Source organism: Rufibacter sp. DG15C (genome assembly GCF_001577755.1).
Lineage (GTDB): Bacteria > Bacteroidota > Bacteroidia > Cytophagales > Hymenobacteraceae > Nibribacter.
This window is the reverse complement of record NZ_CP010776.1, coordinates 655,609-676,474: the sequence shown is the minus strand read 5'-3', so window position 1 is coordinate 676,474 and position 20,866 is coordinate 655,609. Positions and strand designations below refer to the sequence as shown.

At 47.7% G+C, this 20,866-nt stretch carries 14 protein-coding genes and 1 tRNA gene; 7 read left to right on the top strand and 8 right to left on the bottom strand.

Going from position 1 to position 20,866, the window contains the following annotated elements; translation table 11 throughout:
- Position 1: 1 nt before the first annotated feature.
- Positions 2 to 1,111, bottom strand: a complete 1,110-nt coding sequence (locus tag TH61_RS02905; protein ID WP_066505665.1) for a transglutaminase domain-containing protein — start codon at positions 1,109 to 1,111, stop codon at positions 2 to 4.
- A 182-nt stretch (positions 1,112 to 1,293) separates the two neighbouring features.
- Between TH61_RS02905 and ispE the strand changes: the two genes are divergently transcribed.
- Positions 1,294 to 2,106, top strand: coding sequence for a 4-(cytidine 5'-diphospho)-2-C-methyl-D-erythritol kinase (gene ispE / locus TH61_RS02900; RefSeq protein WP_066505663.1), 813 nt, complete (start codon positions 1,294 to 1,296; stop codon positions 2,104 to 2,106).
- On the opposite strand, the gene TH61_RS02895 is transcribed toward ispE, so the two are convergent.
- The 3 genes from TH61_RS02895 to tgt all read right to left on the bottom strand — a co-directional run bounded on the left by TH61_RS02895 (position 2,083) and on the right by tgt (position 5,488).
- Positions 2,083 to 3,006 (bottom strand): DMT family transporter, encoded by a 924-nt coding sequence (locus tag TH61_RS02895; RefSeq protein ID WP_066505661.1) that lies wholly within the window; start codon positions 3,004 to 3,006, stop codon positions 2,083 to 2,085. The genes ispE and TH61_RS02895 overlap by 24 nt on opposite strands.
- Before the next feature lie 147 nt (positions 3,007 to 3,153).
- On the bottom strand, positions 3,154 to 4,230 hold the full coding sequence (locus tag TH61_RS02890; RefSeq protein ID WP_066505659.1) for an LptF/LptG family permease: 1,077 nt from the start codon (positions 4,228 to 4,230) through the stop codon (positions 3,154 to 3,156).
- Between the two features lie 127 nt (positions 4,231 to 4,357).
- On the bottom strand, positions 4,358 to 5,488 hold the full coding sequence (gene tgt, locus TH61_RS02885; protein ID WP_066505650.1) for a tRNA guanosine(34) transglycosylase Tgt: 1,131 nt from the start codon (positions 5,486 to 5,488) through the stop codon (positions 4,358 to 4,360).
- Positions 5,489 to 5,656: 168 nt separating this feature from the next.
- Between tgt and TH61_RS02880 the strand changes: the two genes are divergently transcribed.
- The 3 genes from TH61_RS02880 (at position 5,657) to rsmG (ending at position 8,220) form a co-directional block, all read left to right on the top strand.
- Positions 5,657 to 6,787 carry a glycosyltransferase gene (locus TH61_RS02880; RefSeq protein WP_197464089.1) on the top strand — a complete coding sequence of 377 codons (1,131 nt, stop codon included), beginning with the start codon at positions 5,657 to 5,659 and terminating at the stop codon, positions 6,785 to 6,787.
- Positions 6,778 to 7,386, top strand: a complete 609-nt coding sequence (locus tag TH61_RS02875; protein ID WP_066505647.1) for an RNA polymerase sigma factor — start codon at positions 6,778 to 6,780, stop codon at positions 7,384 to 7,386. The genes TH61_RS02880 and TH61_RS02875 overlap by 10 nt, the downstream gene beginning before the upstream one ends.
- Before the next feature lie 192 nt (positions 7,387 to 7,578).
- Complete coding sequence (gene rsmG / locus TH61_RS02870; protein WP_066505646.1) at positions 7,579 to 8,220, top strand: 16S rRNA (guanine(527)-N(7))-methyltransferase RsmG; 642 nt, start codon at positions 7,579 to 7,581, stop codon at positions 8,218 to 8,220.
- A 442-nt stretch (positions 8,221 to 8,662) separates the two neighbouring features.
- Here the strand turns inward: rsmG and TH61_RS17895 are convergent, their stop codons facing one another.
- Entirely contained in the window at positions 8,663 to 10,597 is a 1,935-nt protein-coding gene (locus TH61_RS17895; RefSeq protein ID WP_082780282.1) for a peptidylprolyl isomerase, read from the bottom strand.
- Positions 10,598 to 11,270: 673 nt separating this feature from the next.
- Here TH61_RS17895 and TH61_RS02855 point away from each other — a divergent pair.
- Complete coding sequence (locus tag TH61_RS02855) at positions 11,271 to 12,443, top strand: MFS transporter (RefSeq protein WP_066505631.1); 1,173 nt, start codon at positions 11,271 to 11,273, stop codon at positions 12,441 to 12,443.
- A 237-nt stretch (positions 12,444 to 12,680) separates the two neighbouring features.
- Here the strand turns inward: TH61_RS02855 and TH61_RS02850 are convergent, their stop codons facing one another.
- Positions 12,681 to 14,540, bottom strand: coding sequence for an ABC transporter ATP-binding protein (locus TH61_RS02850; protein WP_066505627.1), 1,860 nt, complete (start codon positions 14,538 to 14,540; stop codon positions 12,681 to 12,683).
- Positions 14,541 to 14,829: 289 nt separating this feature from the next.
- Here TH61_RS02850 and TH61_RS02845 point away from each other — a divergent pair, with 289 nt between their 5' ends.
- Complete coding sequence (locus TH61_RS02845; RefSeq protein WP_066505626.1) at positions 14,830 to 15,663, top strand: serine O-acetyltransferase; 834 nt, start codon at positions 14,830 to 14,832, stop codon at positions 15,661 to 15,663.
- A gap of 86 nt (positions 15,664 to 15,749) precedes the next feature.
- A complete protein-coding gene (cysK, locus tag TH61_RS02840; protein ID WP_066505619.1) occupies positions 15,750 to 16,664 on the top strand; it encodes a cysteine synthase A in 915 nt (304 codons plus the stop codon).
- Between the two features lie 82 nt (positions 16,665 to 16,746).
- Here the strand turns inward: cysK and TH61_RS02835 are convergent, their stop codons facing one another.
- The gene (locus TH61_RS02835) at positions 16,747 to 19,800 is read right to left on the bottom strand and encodes a hypothetical protein (RefSeq protein ID WP_066505616.1); all 3,054 of its coding nucleotides are present in this window, start codon (positions 19,798 to 19,800) and stop codon (positions 16,747 to 16,749) included.
- Positions 19,801 to 20,643: 843 nt separating this feature from the next.
- A tRNA-Ala gene (locus tag TH61_RS02830) sits at positions 20,644 to 20,717 on the bottom strand.
- Between the last annotated feature and the right edge of the window lie 149 nt (positions 20,718 to 20,866).

Sequence of the window (20,866 nt, the reverse complement as noted above, 5' to 3'; positions counted from 1 at the left end):
GTTAGTTTTTCTTTTTCAAGCCCAGTGGATTGTAGATGCGCTGGATGAACTTCTGCTGGTCCAGAGCCATGGCATAGGCTTGGGAGAGGTTGTCTTTTATGGAGCCAATCTCATATTTGTTAGAATGCCATTTGACGGTGTCCAGCTTGTTCTTCGCTGACTGAAAATTACAGACAGACGTTGTGATCAAGGTTTTCAATTCGGCTTCCCTTTTTCTGCCAAAGAGCATGTTGTTTCGGTAATACAAAAACTGGTTGAGCAGGTCTATTCCTTGGTTGTAAGCAGTAGAAAGCGCCAAGTAGTTCTGGTAGTCAATTTGTTGTTTTAAGGATTGGAGGTGGTTGCCCAAAAAGGGTTGGAAGTTGCCGGGTGCTTCCATCCGGCGGACGGTACTCACTAAGCGTCCAAGATCATCTAGTTTCTCATACGCCGCCAGCGTGTCTTTGAATTGGAAGCAATTTTTAGGCTTTGATGAGGAGAAAACGCCTGTGGCAAACTCTCTTCCAGTGATGGGAGCTGTTGAAAACTGCCAAAGGGGGTCAGAGGGTAAATGCGTGGGCGCCAGGCTAGCGGGATCAGCCTTAAAGTACTGCTCGTTTCTGTGTTTGGTAAACGTTTTTCCAGTCACATATCCTGCGCCCCAGGTAGGGTCAAATAGGAACCACTTGCCGTTTAGTTGCGCGGCGCACCATGCATGCGCCTGTGAACTTATTTGATTATTTACCGCTGTATATCCCGTTACCATGTAGGCTTTTATGCCCATTCTGTTGCATAAGGTTTGAAAAACTTCGGCGTACCCTTCGCATACTGCTTTTTTGGTTTTTAGGGTCTGCTCAACAAGATACTTGTTCTTGCCAATGGGGGGCGTTAAATACAAAGCCTGAATATCATAGACAATGTTCTCCGTGAGCCAGACAAAAGCAGCCCTGGTTCTCTCCTCGGGGGTGGTGAAATGTTGGGAAATAATTTTTGCCAACTCCTCCAACGTCATGGTTTGCTTTTGAGTCAACTGTATGACTTTTTTGTCTACCGCCGCATACGGAACCGACTTCTGCGCAAACGAAGCAGCCGCATAGAAGATACTCAACAAAAGCAGGACGAAGCGTTTCATCTTATTTCAAGAAAAGGTCAGAAGATAATTGGTTGCTGGAAGCACCTAAGGTTTCTGACAGGATGCGTTTTTGGCCTATTTTCCATAAAACAGGCCAAAAACGAAGTTACCATTTTATAGCCGGTTTAGGAATGAGCGGTCAAATTAACTGATTACTGATACCCGTTTCGTATTTTGCGGGCATGATTCAGTTTCCGAACGCGAAGATAAACATTGGGCTGCAGTTGGTGGAGAAGCGGCCAGATGGGTTTCATAACCTGGTTTCCTGCTTTTACCCCGTGGGCTGGACCGATGCGCTGGAGATTCTGCCTACCACGGGCGAGGCGTCTTTCACGCTCTCTGGTTTACCGGTGCCAGGGGAGCCCACCCAAAACCTTTGCTGGAGGGCCTATGAACTGCTTAAAAAGGATTATGAACTGCCGGCCATCCAGATGCATTTGCACAAGGTCATTCCCATGGGGGCTGGCTTGGGCGGTGGATCAGCGGATGCGGCCTTCACCCTCAAAATTCTGAATGACCTCTTCGCGCTGAATTTAACTCCGGAGCAACTGGAGAACTACGCCCGGCAATTGGGGAGCGACTGCGCCTTCTTCATACAGAACAAGCCGGTGCTGGCCGTAGAGAAAGGTGATGTCTTTGAACCACTGACTTTGGATTTGAAAGGCTGGCATATTGTGTTGGTGTATCCCAACTTTGGCAATAGTACCGCCGAAGCCTATGCCGGCGTTTTGCCTCAATTCCCAGAAAAAAGCCTGAAAACGCTCTTGGTGCAAGCCCCAAACACTTGGAAAGATGCTGTGGTCAATGATTTTGAGGCCAGCCTCTTTCCCAAATATCCTGTCTTGGCAGAAGTAAAAGAACAGCTTTATAGCTTAGGAGCAGAGTATGCGTCCATGTCAGGTTCAGGGTCTACCATGTACGGCCTGTTCAGAGAATCCCCGACACAACCACTACCGTTCCCTGAGGACTACTCAATTTGGCAGGGCATCCTTTAAAAGTCGCTGCCGGCGGGCAATCAATGACTCCAGAATAGGGTGCAAAAATACGCTGAACAGGATAATAGCCGCTCCATAATAGAAGCCCTTTGTCATTTTTTCGGTCTCTGGGAAAATAAATAGTGCTAAAACTATTCCATAAACTGGTTCCATGTTTACCGTGAGGTTCATAGTGTAAGCAGAAAATTTATGCATAAGCCGCACGGCAGCGGTGTAGGCGTAAACGGTACAGACTAGCGCTAATATTCCCACCCACAGAAAATCCCACAGGCTAGCCTCTAATTGTAACGTGCCAGAATCCGTCATGTAATTGCGGTAAAACGGCAGGAAGAGGGTAGTGGCCATCCAGGCCCCCGCCATTTCATAACAGGTAATAGTAGTAGCTGCATGTTGTTTAGTGAGCTTGCTATTTATAATGGTAAAGCAAGAAGCTAGAAACGCAGAGCCCAAGGCCATTGCTATGCCTAGGGCATGCTTGAACTCAAAGCGAAAAATAATATATAGACCAACCAATATAAAGAAAGGTAAAACCACCTCATGGGCTTTTATTTTCTTTTTCGTGAAGATGGGTTCCAGAATAGACGTCCAGAGGCTGGCGGTGGCCATGCCTGCCAGACAGATGGAAACCGAAGACACCCGGGCGGAGGCGAAGAACAGAATCCAGTGCGCCGCTATCATAAAGCCCACACCTATGATTTTTATGATATTCCTTCGGCCAATCCTAAAGGACTCACCGCGCAGTTTGATGACCACCGCCAAAGCCACCGCCGCCAAAATGGTTCTATAAAACACTAATTCCACCGCTGGAATGGAGATGAGTTTGCCCAAAATAGCCGTGAATCCCCAGAGCAGGATAATGAAATGAAGTTCTAAGTAGTCTTTGAATAGAGGCTTCTGCACGGCGTAAATAATTTAGACTGTATTAAAACGGCTTAAGTTTTGGGAGAGAACCTAAATAGGTTTTTAAAAAAGTTTCTCCCGTTTTTGACCTGTTTTATCAAAAGTAGGCCAAAAACGGGAGAAGAAAAGCATTAGCGCTTACAGGGTTTACCTGGGCACGGTTTTGTAGAGCACCACGCCAATGACTGAGAAGACGGCCAAAGGAATCCAGGCGGCCAACTGCGGAGGAATACCGCCAACCTGGGCCAAGCTTCGGGACATCATCACGAAGATGATGAAGATAAAAGCCAGGATAAACCCAAGGGCAATCTGAAACCCGACGCCTCCGCGCACTTTTCTAGAACTTAGAATCACACCGATGACCGTGAGCACCGTGATGGCGAACGGGTAGCTGTAGCGTTCATATTTTTCGGTCATGAACTCGGCAATGTCTGTGGCGCCGCGCATCTGTTTCTCCTTGATCACATCGTCCAGTTCGGCCATGGTCAAGGTCTCGCGCATGCGGTAGGTGCTAGCAAAGTCTTTGGGTAACATGTTGAGCGTAGTGTCTACTGGCCCGCCCGTGGTGACGGTTTCTTTGTCGCCGTTAAAGGTACGCAGGGTGTAGGCGTCCATGTGCCACTTCTGCTTGGTGCTGTCCCATCTGATAGACTCTGACGCCAGTTTGCGTACCAGTTCCTGCTTTTTGATGGTTTCTAGTGTGAATTTATAACCCACGTTGGCGTGGTTGTTATAGCTCTCCAGATAGGCGTAAGTCTCGGGGCCAATCCTGAAATGGACGTTCCGGCCCTCATAGGTGTAGGGATTCTTGACGTATTTGATCTCAAAGGCCACGCGGGTCTTGTTGGCATTGGGGATCACGTAGGCAGAGAAGAAGAAGATGAAAATGCCAATCACCACTGATCCAATAATGTAGGGCACCAGCATACGCTTGAAAGAAACCCCGCTGCTCAAGATGGCTACAATCTCTGTATGTGAGGCCAGCTTGGCCGTCACAAACACGGTGGCAATAAAGACCGTGATAGGACTGAGCAGGTTGGCGTAAAACGGAATCATGTTGATGTAATAATCAAAAATGATGGTCCGTGCGGAGAGGTTGTTCTGGATGAAGTCATCGTTCTTCTCCACAAAATCAATCACGCAGATCACCGCCATGAGAATGATTACCACAAACACAAACGTGGTCAGGAACTTCTTGAGAATGTATTTGTCTAGGAGCTTCACGCTTTCTTTAATGAGTAGTGATTAATGAATAATGATTGAATGATAGCTAGTGATTAATTCCCACTTACTAAACGCAGCACAGAAGGAGAGTCTAAGATATTAATCATTGGTCATTCCACATTAATCATTACAATCTGGTCATCAACTTCTTCACCATCACGTCTTTCCAAGAGGCGAAGGTGCCGGCAATAATCTGTTCGCGCGCCTGGCCTACCAACCACAGGTAGAAGGTGAGGTTGTGCACGCTGGCAATCTGGGCGCCCAGCATCTCGGTGGCATGCATCAGGTGACGCAGGTACGCTTTGCTATAGAACGTACTCGCATAGCCGCCCAGTTCAGCGTCAATGGGTGAGAAGTCTTCTTTCCAACGCTCGTTCCTAATGTTGATGATGCCCTGCGTGGTGAACAGCATGCCGTTTCTAGCATTTCTAGTAGGCAGCACGCAGTCAAACATGTCTACGCCCAGCGCAATGTTCTCCAGAATGTTGGCCGGCGTGCCCACGCCCATGAGGTAACGTGGTTTGTCGGCGGGCAGTATGTCGCAGACTAGTTCGGTCATCTCATACATCATCTCGGCGGGCTCGCCCACAGAAAGACCGCCAATGGCGTTGCCCGGACGGTTCTTGCTGGCAATCATCTCAGCAGACTGAATACGCAAGTCTTTGTAGGTGCTTCCCTGCACAATTGGGAAGAGGGTCTGCTCATAGCCGTATTTGGGCTCTGTGCTGTCAAAACGGTCAATGCAACGCTGTAACCAGCGGTGCGTGCGGTCCATGGAATTTTTGGCGTAGTTGTAGTCACACGGGTACGGCGTGCACTCGTCAAAGGCCATGATGATATCGGCGCCAATGGTGCGCTGCGTGTCCATCACGTTCTCTGGCGTGAACAGGTGGCTGGAGCCGTCAATGTGGCTTCTGAACTTAACGCCGTCCTCAATGATCTTGCGCGTGCCTGACAAAGAGAACACTTGGTACCCGCCACTGTCAGTGAGGATGGGTCTGTCCCATCCGTTGAATTTGTGCAGACCGCCGGCTTTCTCCAGCACGTTCAGGCCCGGTCTCAAATACAGGTGGTAGGTGTTGCCCAGAATAATCTGCGCCTTTACGTCTTCCTTGAGTTCGCGCTGGTGCACGGCTTTAACGGTGCCGGCAGTGCCCACCGGCATGAAAATGGGCGTTTGTATGGTGCCATGCGCCGTGGTGAGTTCACCGGCACGGGCTTTGGAAGCAGGGTCTTTCGCTACTAAATCAAAGGTCATGGACAAGGGGTAAAGTGCTGGAGAAAAGCCAGGTGCTTTTATTGCTGGGTGCTAAAAAATCAGCAATCGACCTTGAATTTTCTCCAAACCACAAAGATACAGATTGACCACGGTATAACCGCAGAACAGAGAATTTTGTACTACTTTTGGGTATACTTTACTCAACCCTTGGACGCCTTCCTCACCATACCTCATTTGCTTCTTTACCTGCTGGGTGCCTGTGTGCTGGTGCAGTTGTTTTATGAGCTGTATTACTTTCTGCCGCTGGCCTTTCACAAACACCAGGCGCCGGCCTCCCCAGAAGAACTGCCACCTTTGTCTATTTTGGTCTGCGCCCACAATGAAGTGCAGAACCTGCAGGAGCTGTTGCCTTTGCTGTTGCAGCAAGAATATCCGGCGCCTTGGGAAATTATTATCATAGATGATCGTTCTTGGGATGGGACCGGGCTGTTATTAAAAGAATATCAGCTAGAGAACCCGCGTTTGAGAATAGTGCAGGCCCAGGAAACGCCCAGCCAGATGAGCCCCAAGAAATACGGCTTGTTTCTGGGCATTAAGGCGGCCAAATATGAGCATCTTTTGTTCACGGACGCAGATTGCCGGCCGGTGTCCAATACGTGGGCCCAGGCCATGGCAAGCGGGTTTCAGGAAAACAAGGACATCGTTTTAGGCTATTCTCCGTATATCAGAATATATGGATTTTTAAATCAACTGATAAGATTTGAAACCTTCTTGACGGCAATGCAGTATCTGTCGTTTGCCAAGCGGGGCCAAGCGTACATGGGGGTAGGCAGAAATCTTGCCTATACAAAATCAACTTTCTTCCGGAACAAGGGATTTGCATCACACATACGGTCGTTGGGCGGCGATGACGATTTATTCGTTCAGGCGGCCGCCAAACATTCCAAGGTTCAGATTGTCATTGAAGAGGAAGCCCACACCCAGAGTGCCCCCGAAACGCGGTGGCGCAAATGGTGGCGACAGAAGACGCGGCATATGGCCGCCGGCAAGCAGTACCAGAAACGGGACCAGTTCAGAATCGGACTTTTTGTCTTGGCAAACGGGCTATTTTATGTAATATCACCCATTCTTTTGGCCATGCAGCAGCAGTTGCTCTGGGTTGGCCTCATTATTGGGGTACGGTATCTGGGTCTTTTGGCCTCTTATGTGCCCGTGGCGCGGCGTCTACACAACCCAGTGGCCTGGTGGTTGCTACCAGCGCTGGAAATGGGGTATTACCTCACTTATATAGGGATTGGAATCTCTGTTTTAACGACTAAAAAGGTAAGATGGAAGTAAATAAGCAGTTCTCCGCGAAAGCGAAACACGATTTTAAACTGATTCAGTCGGCGGTTGAGGACGGAGATGAGAAGGCGTACGCTGAGCTGATGCAGATCTACAAGAAGCCCGTGTACCACGTGGTCCTGAAGATGGTGCGCAACCCAGACGATGCTGAGGACTTGACTATTGAAGCCTTTGCCAAAGCGTTCCGCAACCTGCACAAATTCAACCCAGAATACGCATTCAGTACCTGGTTGTTCAGGATTGCCACCAACAACTGCATTGACTTCATCAGAAAGAACAAGATCAAGACCATGTCCATTGACTCGGCTATCAAGATTGATAACGGCGATGAGATAACCATAGATTTCAAAGACAACAACCTCAATCCGCAGGAGACAGCCATCAAGAACCAAAAGATTGAGATCATGCAGTACATTGTGAGCAAGTTGCCAGACAAGTACCAGCGCTTGGTGACCCTGCGCTACTTTGACGAGCTTTCTTATGAGGAGATTGCCACTGAGCTGAGCGCCCCGTTAGGTACTGTAAAGGCCCAGTTGCACCGCGCCCGCGAGTTGCTCTATGACATGGTGAAAAACAAGAAACACCTTATTTAGACGTAAGACACAAGACGTAAGATTTTAGACTCACTCTTGGTGTATAAGATAAGAAGAGAGCGGCCCTATGGTCGCTCTCTTCATTTTTAGCCTGTTTTGCTGAGAAATAGCCTAAAAATGGAAATCCGATTTCAAAAAAGACTCGCGACTCTAGACTCAGAACTCGTGACTCATTTTACTATCTTTGGGCGTATGAAGGCAACCTCGGTAGAAATCCTCACGAAGTACTTTCCGGAGATAACCCCGGAGCAATTACAGCAGTTTGCTCAATTGGCCGAGCTGTTGGTGGATTGGAACGCCAAAATCAACGTCATCTCGCGCAAGGACACAGAGAACATTGTAGAGAACCACATCCTGCACTCACTGGCCATTGCCAAGGTGGTGACGTTTCCGGCGGGAACCAGCGTGATGGACGTAGGCACTGGCGGCGGCCTTCCGGGTTTGCCACTGGCTATTCTGTTCCCCGAGGTGAAATTCCACTTAGTGGATTCTATTGGCAAGAAGATTCACGTAGTACAGGAGATTGCGCATGAACTGCACTTACACAATGTAAAGGCTACCCAGACCCGCGCCGAACAGGTACATGACAAATACGATTTCATTGTGAGCCGCGCCGTAGCCAGACTGGCCACCTTTTACCAATGGATTCAATTCAGCTTCAAGAAAGAGTCAGTGCCTGAGCAAGGCCTCTACTATCTCAAAGGTGGCGACCTCACCGAAGAACTAGCCGAATCTGGCTTGGTGCACCAAGTGTATGATTTGAATAACTATTTTTCTGAGGAATTCTTTGAGACAAAGAAAGTGGTGTACGTGCCGCAGCATCCGACTGCGTAAATCGCTTTTGACCTATTTTAGAGAAATTAGGCCAAAAGTGGAAACCATATAAAAGCAGACGCCTCTACAATTGTAGAGGCGTCTGCTTTTATATGGTGCCTGAACTATTCTGGATAAATCGCAACGAATTCTATTATTCAAATGGCAATAAGAATGGCGAATGTGCCAAAAAAATATTTTAACGCCTTAGTTTTGCCATAACCCTCCTTCTTCAATAAAGCTCTACTTAGATGCCAAATTGTAAGACTGAACCCTACTAAGAAGAATCCTAACTTTAGGAAGGTAAGGCTTGCTAGAACAGTTGTTTTCATTTTTAAAGCTCAGGACTCAGTAAGTCCATTAAAGAACAAATAAGCCTATCTAATTGGCACACAAGGTTCTGCCAGGATGACAAAAAGAAAAAATATTGAGTCTTTTATCTTGATATTTGTGTCTCAAAAAACTACTTCACCAACGTCACCTTCTCAATAGTATCGCCAATATTCAACTGGTGCACCACGTCCATGCCTTTCACCACTCTCGCGAAGATGGTGTAGCGGCCGTCCAGGTGTGGAGTGGGCGAGTGGGTGATGAACCATTGGCAGCTTTCGGTGTCTTTGCCGGCAGAGGCCATGCCCACGTAGCCTTCCAGGTAATGCAGATTGGCAAACTCAGACCGGATGCCGTCCTCAGAGCTTCCCCAGCCGTCCCCGCGCGGGTCGCCGCCCTGGGCCACGAAGTTGGGAACCACTCTATGGAAGTTCTTGCCAATGAAGAAGCCTATCTCCGTTAACTGTACAAAATTAGCCACCGAACCCGGCGCATCTTCCACCAACAATTCAAAGGTGATATCACCTTTAGACGTCTTTAACAACGCCCGCTGGCCTTTCTTTAGTTTGTTCACCGTGGCCCAGTTGATAGGATTGCCGTACGGGGTAGGAGGCGTAGGGGCCGATGTTTTGCCTTCCAGGTAGTCCAGGGTTTTCTGCAGTTCCAGGTACGTTTCAATGTCACGCGGCAAGACCAGTTTGTCTCTAGCCTGGGTCAGGAAGGAGTGGTCGGCGTAGGTGCTCTTCATGTTCAGCTCTGGGTTGCGGATGGCTCCGGCGGCCACGCCCACCAAGGCCACATCACCAGAGGCCACGGCCTGCTGAAATATCTGGTCGAAGGCCTTTACATTAACCTGATTGAAATTCTTTTGTCCTCTAATAGCCGCCAAAGCCTCAATGCCCGCAGTGCTGATGGCGTTGTGCTTTCTATTGAAGGTCTGCTCCTGAATGAACGCAAACTGCGTGGCGTCTTTGCTTAGGGCCGTCAACAAGGCCGCCTGCTCATAGGGGTTCTGGCTGGCGGCAAAGCGTTGTTTAATCTGCGCACTGATGGCGCTTTTGTCATTGGCAGACGCCAAGGCAGCACCATACAAGGTGGCACGCACACGCCAATCCTGCTGTTTGTTGGCGTGCTCCAGCAGTTTGGGAGACTCCGTTGCCGGAGCTTTGGCAACCAGGTAGTCGGCGGCACTGAGGGCCACGTGCGGGTGCTTGTCTGCTAACGCATTAAAAGCCGCCTGCTGCGCCGAGGCATACGACAAGGCATACAAGGGCCTTACCGCGTTCACGCGCACTCTGTAATCTGCATCGTTCTTCAAGAGGGAAGCCACTACGGGAGCCAAGCCCACGGTGTCGGTCATTTTGCCTAAAGCCAAGGCTGCGGCCATGCGTACTTCGGCGCTAGGGTCTTTTTGTACGACCGTGAACACCTCAGATTTAATGGAGGAAGGGTCCAGCTTAGGCGTTCTTCCCAAGAAATGCGCAATGCCCAATCTGGCAGATTCCTGATTGGAGCGCAGGAGTTCACTGGCTTTCTTGATGGCAGAACCGTAGGCTAGTTTACGCTGTCCGGCGCGGTACAAGCCCCAGGCCTGACCCGTCTGCAGTTGCGGTTGCGAGGTAGAAATCATGGCCATCATGTCCAGGCCTTTCTGCGTGGCTACTTTGCCCCAAGCTTCCAAGAACTCGGCACGGGTGGCAGGGTCTTTCTCGGCGCCGTAAGCGGCAATCAAAGGCGTCTCAGCGGTAGAACTTCCTATTTGACCCAAGGCGTAGGCGGCGGCTTTTCTAACCTCTTGGTCTGGGTCCTGCAACAAAGCGGCCAACGGTTGCAAGGCCGTACTGTCCTGTACTGACCCGAAGGCTAGGGCGGCCTCGCGGCGGTACATGGCTTCTGGGCGTTGCAGGAACGTCAACAGCTCCTGGGTTTTGCGCTCGTCTTGCAGAGTGTAGATTTTGCGGAGCGTGGCGTCTGAGAATTTGTTAGTGCCGCCGCTTTCCTGGCCCGGCTGTTGGCAGGCCGAAGCCACCAACAAAACCGCCACTGCTATTTTAAGTTTGTTTTTCATAGGTCTGGTTTGATACCGGAAGATACGAAAGGCCGCGGGAAATGCATTAGTTCTCTCTACCGAAGCCGTTTTTGGCTTGTTTTCTGGGAATTAGCCGAAAAACGAACCTAATCTCTTCACTTTCCGCCGTTGTTAGTGTTATTGCCAACAACTCAGACTGCCTCGCCTACTTCACTACCTTGTGCCATCCAATGTGCGGATTTACTTGCGTGACCCTCTTTGCCGTGCGCTTCCGTTGGCTATGCCTGAGAAGGCTCTTTCTTCCGGTGCCCTTATGCCCTTCATTTCATTTCTACCGCTAAGCGCTCGCGGCCGCGGGGCCCCGTCTTCCCGCCTCGCGCTGTACCAGCTTGCCTCTTTTGCATAGCGCTTGCCCTAGCTTTTTCAGCTTCCTGTTTATATAGAGACCGCTTTCGGGCCAGAGCGGGTAACCTGCTTAGGCGCTCGTCAGAAAGACTGGCTTGGGTGCGGGTAGGAAAGGCTTCTACTATTCGCAGATTCTCCCCTTGAGGGGAGCGTAGAGGGGTGTTTACACCTGCAGTTAAAACAATCAACAACCAACAACCAGCAATAGAATCGTTTTTGGCCTCTTTTCTGGAAAACAGGTGAAAAACGGTGGTTTGATTGGAGCGGCCGCCAATCTTTCTGACCTTTGCCTCGCATAACCTTCGCCATGTCTGTCGCCCCCAACGTCTACAACCGTCAATTCTGGATGCTGTGCCTGAGCTCGTTTCTGTTCTCGGCCAGTTTCAACATGATTATCCCAGAACTACCCAACTACCTCACCAGCCTGGGCGGCGGCGAATACAAGGGCTTCATCATTGGCTTGTTCACGCTCACAGCTGGTTTGTCCCGACCTTTCAGCGGCAAACTCGCCGATACCATTGGGCGCCTTCCGGTCATGTACTTTGGAGTGGCGGTCTGCGTGCTCTGCGGATTTTTGTATCCCTTGGTCGCCACGGTGGCCGCGTTCATGCTCTTGCGCCTCATCCATGGCTTCTCTACCGGCTTCACGCCCACCGGCGAATCTGCCTACGTCGCGGACACGGTGCCATTGGAGAAGCGCGGCGCGGCCCTAGGTATGTTTGGCTTGGCGGGTAGCTTAGGCTTAGCCGCTGGACCTGCAATTGGCGGCGAGTTCAGCCGCTATTTCTCCTTGAATGCACTGTTTTACTGTTCCTCCGGGATGGCCTTGCTGTCTATCCTCGTCCTATCTGGCCTGAAGGAGACCTTACCCAATCCACAGAAATTCTCTATGGGTTTGTTGCGCATCAAGAAGCACGAGATTCTGGAGCCCAAGGTGATGCCGCCGTTTATAGTCATGTTCCTGACGCTCTTTTGCTACGGCGCCGTGCTCACAGTGGTGCCAGATTTTAGTAGTTCTCTTGGCATTGCCAACAAAGGACTATTCTTTACTTTCTATACATTATCTTCCATTGGCATCCGGTTCATGGCTGGCCGCGCCTCAGACAAATACGGTCGCGTGACCCTGTTGCGCATCTCCACATTAGTCATGGCTCTCTCCATGCTCACCATCAGCCTGGCCACCGACAAGACTTGGTTTCTGGCAGGGGCTGTGGTCTATGGCATTGGGACGGGCATGAATTCCCCTACACTTTACGCCTGGGCCATTGACCTCAGCGACCCGGCTCACCGCGGACGCGCCATGGCCACTATCTACATTGCCTTGGAAGCTGGCATTGGCATTGGTGCCCTAGCCGCCGGCTGGATTTTCGGGAACCACTTGGACCGCTTGCCCTTAGTTTTTCAAGTGGCGGCGGGTCTATGTAGCGTAGCGTTTTTGTATGTGATGCTAGGCAAATTCCCGAAGCGGGCAGAAGCGTAAAGCCGTTTTTGTCTTGTTTTCTGAAAATTAGGCTAAAAAAGGAATTGATGTAGAGACCAAGCACTACCTTGTCTCTTGTGCATTGCTTCTTCTATTGATATAAACACTCCTCTATGCTCCCCTCAAGGGGAGAATCTGCGGTTGGCAAAGGCTCATAGAAGTGAAACGTTCTTATGTACTATGAACCATTAGTTATGAATCTTGACTCGAGACTCAAAACTCATAACTCGCGACTATTTACAAGTATCCCTTCGCCTGAAGTCTGAATAGTTCTGCGTAGCGTTCACCTTTGGCGAGGAGCTCTTCATGGGAGCCCATCTCTACGAACTGGCCATTTTCAATGACCAGAATCCGGTCGGCCATGCGGACGGTGGAGAAGCGGTGGGAGATGAGGACGGCGGTTTTGCCTTTGGTGAGTTCGGCGAAGCGCTGGAACACCTCGTGCTCGGCGCGGGCGTCCAGGGCGGCGGTAGGCTCGTCCAGAATCAATAACTGCGCATCCCGCATGTAGGCACGTCCCAGGGCTATCTTCTGCCATTCTCCGCCCGACAAATCCACGCCTTTGTTGAACCGGCGGCCGATGACCTGGTCATAGCCTTCGGGGAGCTTGGCGATGACGGTGTCGGCCAAGCTCTGGTGCGCCGAGGATTCTATACGCGGCTGGTTGCTTTTCTCTTCAATGCGGCCAATGGCAATGTTGGTGCCGGCACTCATCTGGAAACGCACAAAGTCCTGGAAAATGACGCCAATCTCACGGCGCAAATCGGCGGGGTCGTACTCGCGCAAGTCAATGCCGTCTAGCAGGATGCGTCCCTCGGTGGGGTCGTACAAGCGGGAAAGCAGTTTAACCAGAGTGGTTTTGCCAGCTCCGTTCTCACCTACAAGAGCCAGTTTCTCGCCGGCGCGCAAGGTGAAATTGAGGTTCCGGATGGCCCAGCGCTCTGAGTTGTGGTACTGGAAACCCACGTTCTCAAACGTAAAGCCGTGTTGGATAGGATGCGGGAAGGCGGGGGCATTGGGCTTGCGATGGATGCGGGGCTGTAGCTCGAAGAAATCGAAGAAGTCCTGGAGGTACAAGGCACCTTCAGCCACGCTGGTAAAGCGGTTCAGGATGGCTTCCAGCAGGCTGCGCATGCGCATAAAGGAACCGGCAAGGAACGTGAGCTGACCAATAGTCACTTGGCCCTGCACCGTCTGCAGAATAATGTACACGTAGGCACCATAATAGCCCGCGCTGCCCAGGGCCGCGAAGAAACTCCCCCAGGCCGCCCGGCGCGTAGCCAGCTTCTTGTTGTCCAGATAGAATTTAGAAGAAAGGTCTCTAAAACGGGTCACCAGAAAATCTGACAGCCCGAAAATCTTTACCTCCTTGGCCGTGTCATCACTAGCGCCGGTCTGGCGCAAATAGTCCAGTTCGCGGCGCTCTGGCGTCCAGCCGTGCACCAGGGAGTAACTACGCTCGTTAAAATGAGACTCGCCCAGGAAGGCCGGTAAGACCGCAATCAAAAGCAACAGCAAGAGCCATGGGTTAAACGAGACCAGGCCTACGGCCAGGAACAGCATGGTCACCAAGTCCTGCAACTGGCCCAGGACCTGGCTCATGAGTATGGTGCGACTCAAGGTCTGTCGGCGGGCGCGCTCCAGCTTGTCATAGAAGGTAGAGTCCTCAAACTGGTCCAGGTCCAATTCGGCGGCGTGCTCCATGAGCCTGATGGAAGACTGGTTCGCGAACAAATCCCCCAGCAGCCCGTCAATCAAGGCAATGCCCCTGTTGAGTGTGTCTGAGACAACGGCCAAGCCAAATTCAATGGCGACCAGCGTAAGGAGGTAGCGTAGTTCAGGCTCACCGGTAACTTGGGTAAGCCGGATTACCTCGTCAATGATCAATTGGCCCACATACAGCATGGCCAGAGGCACCGCCGCTTTGAGTAGGCGTAGCACCACGTTCAGGAAGGCCATCCGCGGATTGGTCTGCCACACCAGTTTCAGGAACGGAGGCAGGTGTTTGAGGGCGCTCACGCGCTGCTGCACAGACAGCGGCGGCTTGCCGTTGGTAGAAACCCTCCTGCTTTTAAATAGATTGGACCAGAATGCCATAGGTAAGTGAAGGTACGCTAAAGTGTTTACCTACGCGAATCTGAAATTATCAGCCTTGCCGTTCAGGAACATTCTTATAAAATCCTGTTTGGGGTAGCATGCCCACTAGCACATAATAACCTCTTCAGCTTCTAATAATTGACTTTAAGGATGAATGTCGTTTTTGGCCTCTTTTCTAGGAAATAAGCCAAAAACGAGCTTTTGGGCAGTAGCCTAAAGGAAACCTATTGCTATGTTTTCTGGCCTAAAAATGTTAGCGCAATCTAGATTTAAACGTATTAATACTATTATGGAAGAGGTGTTTTTACATAGACTTTGGAGCTTGCACCAACAGAACCAGCTGCGCATACCCACTGCATTGCTTTGCCAGTTTCTGGAACGGCTTATGCAAATGCTGTTTCCGCCGCTAGCCGAACCTCCTTACAAAACGGAGCACGCGCTGCGACAGGAGGCCCATTTCCTGGAAAAGGAATTGGTGCGCCTGTTGGAAGGGGTGCAGCACCTAGGAGAATTTTCGGCGGCAGAGACGGCCCAGCGTTTTATCCAGCAGTTGCCGCGTCTCTATGACCAGATTGTGGAAGATGCCCAGTTTATTCAGGAGCAGGACCCGGCCGCCCGGCATATTGAGGAAGTAATGCGCACCTACCCTGGGTTTGTGGCCATTGCCGTATACCGCATGGCCCATTTCCTGCACCAAGAAGGCGTCCCTATTCTGCCCAGAATTCTAACTGAGTACGCCCATGGCAAAACCGGAATTGATATTCATCCCGGGGCTCGTATTGGAGTACCTTTCTGCATTGACCACGGCACCGGGGTAGTGATAGGGGAAACCACGGAGATTGGCAGTTTTGTGAAGCTCTACCAAGGCGTGACGCTGGGAGCCTTGAGCGTAGCCAAACACATGCAGGATATCAAACGGCACCCTACCATTGAGGACCACGTGGTCATTTACGCTGGTGCCACCATATTAGGTGGGGCCACGGTCATTGGCACGCACAGTATCATTGGCGGTAACGTATGGCTGACTGAGAGCGTAGGGCCGTACTCCAGACTCTACCATCGCGCTCAGATCAAGGTGAGCCGTACCGAAGAGCCTGAAGGCGTCCTGGACTTCTCTATTTAGCGTTTGATTGCCCCTGAAGCATAAACATCTGGCTACTTCGCTAAACGCTTTTCATCAGTAGTCCTTCCAATTCCTTATCGCCTTTTATGAGAACCGACAATATTCTGCAAACCATAGGCAACACGCCCACCGTTAAAATTAACCGCTTGTTTGGCCCGGAGGCTAATGTCTGGATGAAGCTGGAACGTGCTAATCCCGGCGGAAGCATCAAAGACCGCATTGCCCTCTCCATGGTGGAGGACGCAGAAAAGCGAGGTCTTTTGAAAGAAGGAACCCGCATCATAGAACCAACCTCAGGCAACACCGGCGTGGGCTTGGCCATGGTAGCCGCCGTGAAGGGGTATTCGCTCACTTTGGTCATGCCAGAATCTATGTCTATTGAACGTCGTCGCCTGATGACCGCCTACGGGGCCCAGTTGGAACTTACCCCGCGGGAGAAGGGCATGCGCGGCGCCATTGAGAAAGCTAATGAACTGGCCCAACAAAACGGCAACGCCTGGATTCCCATGCAGTTTGAGAACGAGGCGAATACCCAAATCCATATTAACACTACCGCTCAGGAAGTGCTGGCAGACTTTCCGGAGGGTTTGGATTACCTGATTACCGGTGTGGGGACGGGCGGCCACATCACTGGCGTGGGCCGCGTGCTCAAAGAGAAATTCCCCAACCTAAAGGTGTTTGCAGTAGAACCCACATTGTCTCCTGTTCTAAGCGGTGGCGAACCGGGGCCTCACCCCATCCAAGGCGTGGGCGCGGGGTTCATTCCTAAAATCATGGACATGTCGTTATTAGATGGCATCATTCAAGTAAGCCCGCAAGAAGCGTTTGACTATGCTAGAAGAGCCGCCCAGCAGGAGGGTATTTTCATTGGGGTTTCATCGGGTGGTTCCTTGGCAGCCGTGGCCCAGAAAATAGGGGAGGTAGAGAACGGTGCGCGTATCCTCACCTTCTGCTATGACACCGGTGAGCGTTATTTGTCAGTGGAAGGATTGTTTGTGTAGGGAGATAGCTATTATATAAAAAAGAAAGACCACTGTATTTACAGTGGTCTTTCTTTTTTTGATTTTATTCGAATAGGTATTATTATATTTTAATAATGTGTGAGTTCATTTGGTTTCCATCCTCAACAACTTTTAAAATATAGTTTCCTGGTTTTACGTCCTTTAGATTTAAATTATACTTATCAAGAAACGCAGGTTGTTTCCATTCTTTAATTGATTGATTAGTATATACATCTATGAGTAAAAATTCTACCATGTTTTTATCATTTTTTGCTTTCAAAGAAGTAGACTGACCTCTATTAATTATTACATCTACATTGTCAATAGTTGGATTCGGAGAGACAGCCATTGTGTAGGTGTATACGCCACATTGTGTGGCTACTTGCACCTCTCTTGTACTTATATAACCTGCTCCACAAGCATTAGAAACTTGTACTGTAATTAGGTAGGAACCAGTACTAGCAAATCTAACCCTTACAGATGGATTCATAGTATTTATTGTAGTGGTAGTGGTAGTCCCTAGTTTTTTATAAGTCCATTTGATATTTGTATAGTTTGCATCGGCAGCGCTCAGATTGATAAAGAAATTATGATACCCTACTGTAAAACAAGAGGAGTTTGGATCACCTTGAGTTTCTGGAGTTATTGTGTAATAAGTAGATGGTTGGCCAATTGTAAATTTTCTTTCAGCAATTCCTTCACAAGTTCCTGCCACATCAAATGTTACCCATGCAGTGCCAACAGCACCAGGATTTCTAGAAACATTGGCAGTTGTTCCAATGCCAGAAGTTGGGTTTACATTACTACTTGCAGTCCATGTAACATAAGCAGAAGGAGGAGTGTTAATAATTGATACGGAAGCACCCGAACAAGTTTCATTAGAAGTAGTTGTATAAGCAAATGGTCTTGTGGGTAACCCAAACAATTCATTTTTTAGCCATTCAGCTGCTTCAGGCCAAATTGATACGTGTTTTGTGTTAGTGCCTACTGGACCAAAGTAACTATTAAATGGCGTTTCTCCTGTACAAGTCAAGTTCCTAGCACTAATATCTTCCCCTAAATCTTGATTAGTACCTGAAAAAGCTAATGCGCTTTTGGTATTGATAAAGCTATGGATTGGTACAAGTGAAGTAAATTCACCACTGGCCACTCCATAGTCAAATTCGCCCTGGCCTGCTATTATACCTTGGGTGTTATAAGTGCCTCCTGGTGCCACATCTATACCAACTGTATTATTTGGTGCAATCATATCAACTGTTCTTCCAGAAGCTAAATCAACTCTTCCTGAGAAAATGTTGCAAGTATTACCATAACTTGGTGAAAAGCTCATAGTAGTAGTAATTGAAGAATTATTAAAAAAACTACCAGGCATGGCTTTTGCTTCGAAATCGAAACCCTTCTGACAAGCGTTATATACTAATACCCCGTTTAAGCTTCCATTTGCTAAAGCAACCTTGCGGAATTTGTGTTCTTGACTAGGATCGCCTTTAGGAAAGCCCAACGCATTCAAATCATCATAAAATCTCTGGAAAAATCCTGGCGCACTAGAAGGTGTGCCATAAAGGGTATTTCCTGATGAAGGTAGATTGGTGCCTGTAAAATGGTTGACTAGCATTTGTTTTGCAGCAGGAGACATAATTTTTTTATCTCTATTGTATTTAGCGGCCTCAACTCCTATCTTCTTTGCGATATAGTCCAGAAACTGTTGATCACCCATCGGAATATTAGCTCCTTTATGAGGAGAGTCAAAGGAGATCCAAAGCTTAGTGTTATGAGGGAGATTATTCTTTTCCATGTAAGCTAGTGCATATCTACTAATTAGACCACCCATGCTAGGACCCAAAATTACTAGCTGCTCACTTCCCTGTTTTTCGGCATTAATCTTTTGTATTAATTTTATTAATACAAAAGCATTGCGCTCAATATAATCTGCACCACCATCTCTTTTTCTGTTTAACGGTGCTATGTTATATTTTGGAAAATTTAATATAATAATATCATATCCTTGACCTCTTAAATTATTAGCAAAATTGCCTCCAGATAGGTTGTTTCTATAAATGTCAAACGCATCGTCTTGGTCATCTGGATCAAACCCATCTACTACAATTAATGGTTTCTTTATAGCCGTAGCTGTGCTGCAGTCTACATTAGTGGCATAAAACACTGTGGCCTCTCCATATCCTTCAGTAGCCACAGATTCATCATAGCCTTTAAAAGTTAAATTACTTCCCCCAGGGAACGATGGCATAGTATTACCGCTCCAAACTTTTATTACTGGGTTTGGGCAGGCTGGAATGCCACCTCCTGATGTATCATCTCTATTATCTACCACATCACTTCCTATATCTATCACTCCATATGTAGTACTTGTTGAACCGTCGCTAAATGAAGCTACAAATCTTAATGTTTTTCTGCCATTTTGAGAATAAGTTACAACAGTTGAACTTGTTGTGCCAACGCTTTTTAACCCCAATCCATCACCAAAATCTATCATTAGATAGGTAATGGTTTTGTCTGTATTGTTGAAAATTAAATTTGAATTTAACTCGTAAGTTACTCTTAACCCATTTATTCTATTTAATAAAGGGCTGGCTATAAACGTTGTTCTTGTCAGATATGGATGACGTGGTCTATTTGGTACATCGTAATAAAGACCATTCGTTAGCTGAATTAGACCTAAATCTATTGCACTGGTATCGATTACATTAAATTTAAATGCAGCTAAGCCTAATGCTACTTTCTTTTGAATCTTAGCATCTGTTGATAAATCTCTGATTTCAGATACAGTTTTCAAGTTTGTAGTGTCATAGGCAGCTCTGAATATTTCACTATATGCCTGAATAAAATATGAGTAATTACTAGTATCGGGTTGTACTAGATTGAATTTATGAACATTCGCAAATGGAAATATTCTGTCATAAAGAATTCCAGTATTTATGCTAGATTTATCAAGATGTTGTATTAAGCTATCAATATGTCTTTTGTGAGAGTCTGGACTACCTAGAGATGCAAATGTATTGGGTGCAGATGCTGCATTATAACTTGTTTGTGCTAGGAGGTTATTGGGGAAGCATACAATAAAAGTGCATACGAACAGCAAAATTGGAATAAATCTGATAGTAAGTTTGTAATGCATATTATTAGAATAGATTATAAAGTGATTAAAATTTAAAATGTTAGTTGTTTATATTAGAAAGCAGTATTTGCTTATGAACTAATGTTTTGCCTTAACATGAAGAAAATTTGACAAATATTAGAATTAATAATTAAGCATTCTTCTTCGTTAAAATTACACAAAACAGATTATGTATATAGGGAAATATTTAATTGTTATGTAACTATAAACATTATAAAAAAAAATATAATTATTATACTGTATGGTATTTTAAATGACTAAGTTGTTTGTTGAATCCATTTGAATAAATAGATTAAAAGGTATAGGGATACTACTTAAAAGTATATCGATTTTATTTCTTAAAAGATATTTATATAGTCATACACATGTTTGGATATGTAAAGATTTCATAAATAAATAATTGGGATTAAGTGTAAATAATTAAGAAAACAATTAACTATTTAAAATTATTGAAAAAAAAGAGGCCCTTACAAGTAACTGTAAGAGCCTCTAACCAAAATGAAGAGTATTGGAGATGAACCTATAAATCTCTCAAGAACCTTGGAGCTCTTTAGCCAATTGAGTTAGTAAGCCATTAAAGAAAAATGCGCCTGTGTTTTTTTGATGGAGGTTTCTCCTTGTATTGCTTCTGACCTGCCGTTAAACTGCATGAATATTTTAAGGCCCAACGCTCCGCTTTTGTTGGAGAGGTTCCTTCCAGTGTTCTGCTATTCTAATCTAAGGGTAAATTTTTCATAGCTTTTTATGTTTTACTTAATTTAGCTTTTCTGAGTAGAGGATGTATAAGAGGGAGGGCATAAGATTTACATAAAAAAAGCCCCACTATTTCTAGTGAGGCTTTTGTGGAGAATATCGGAGTCGAACCGATGACCTCTTGCATGCCATGCAAGCGCTCTAGCCAGCTGAGCTAATCCCCCGGTTAGTGATACAAAAATAGCAGGCTTTTTTAAAACTGCCAAATCAAAAGTGGGATTTCCTGCAAATAATATTTAAAAGGATTCCGTTACTGGGGGATAGCTATTGGCAACTACCTGTAAGCAAGAGGGTAAATATAAAGGGCGAACCA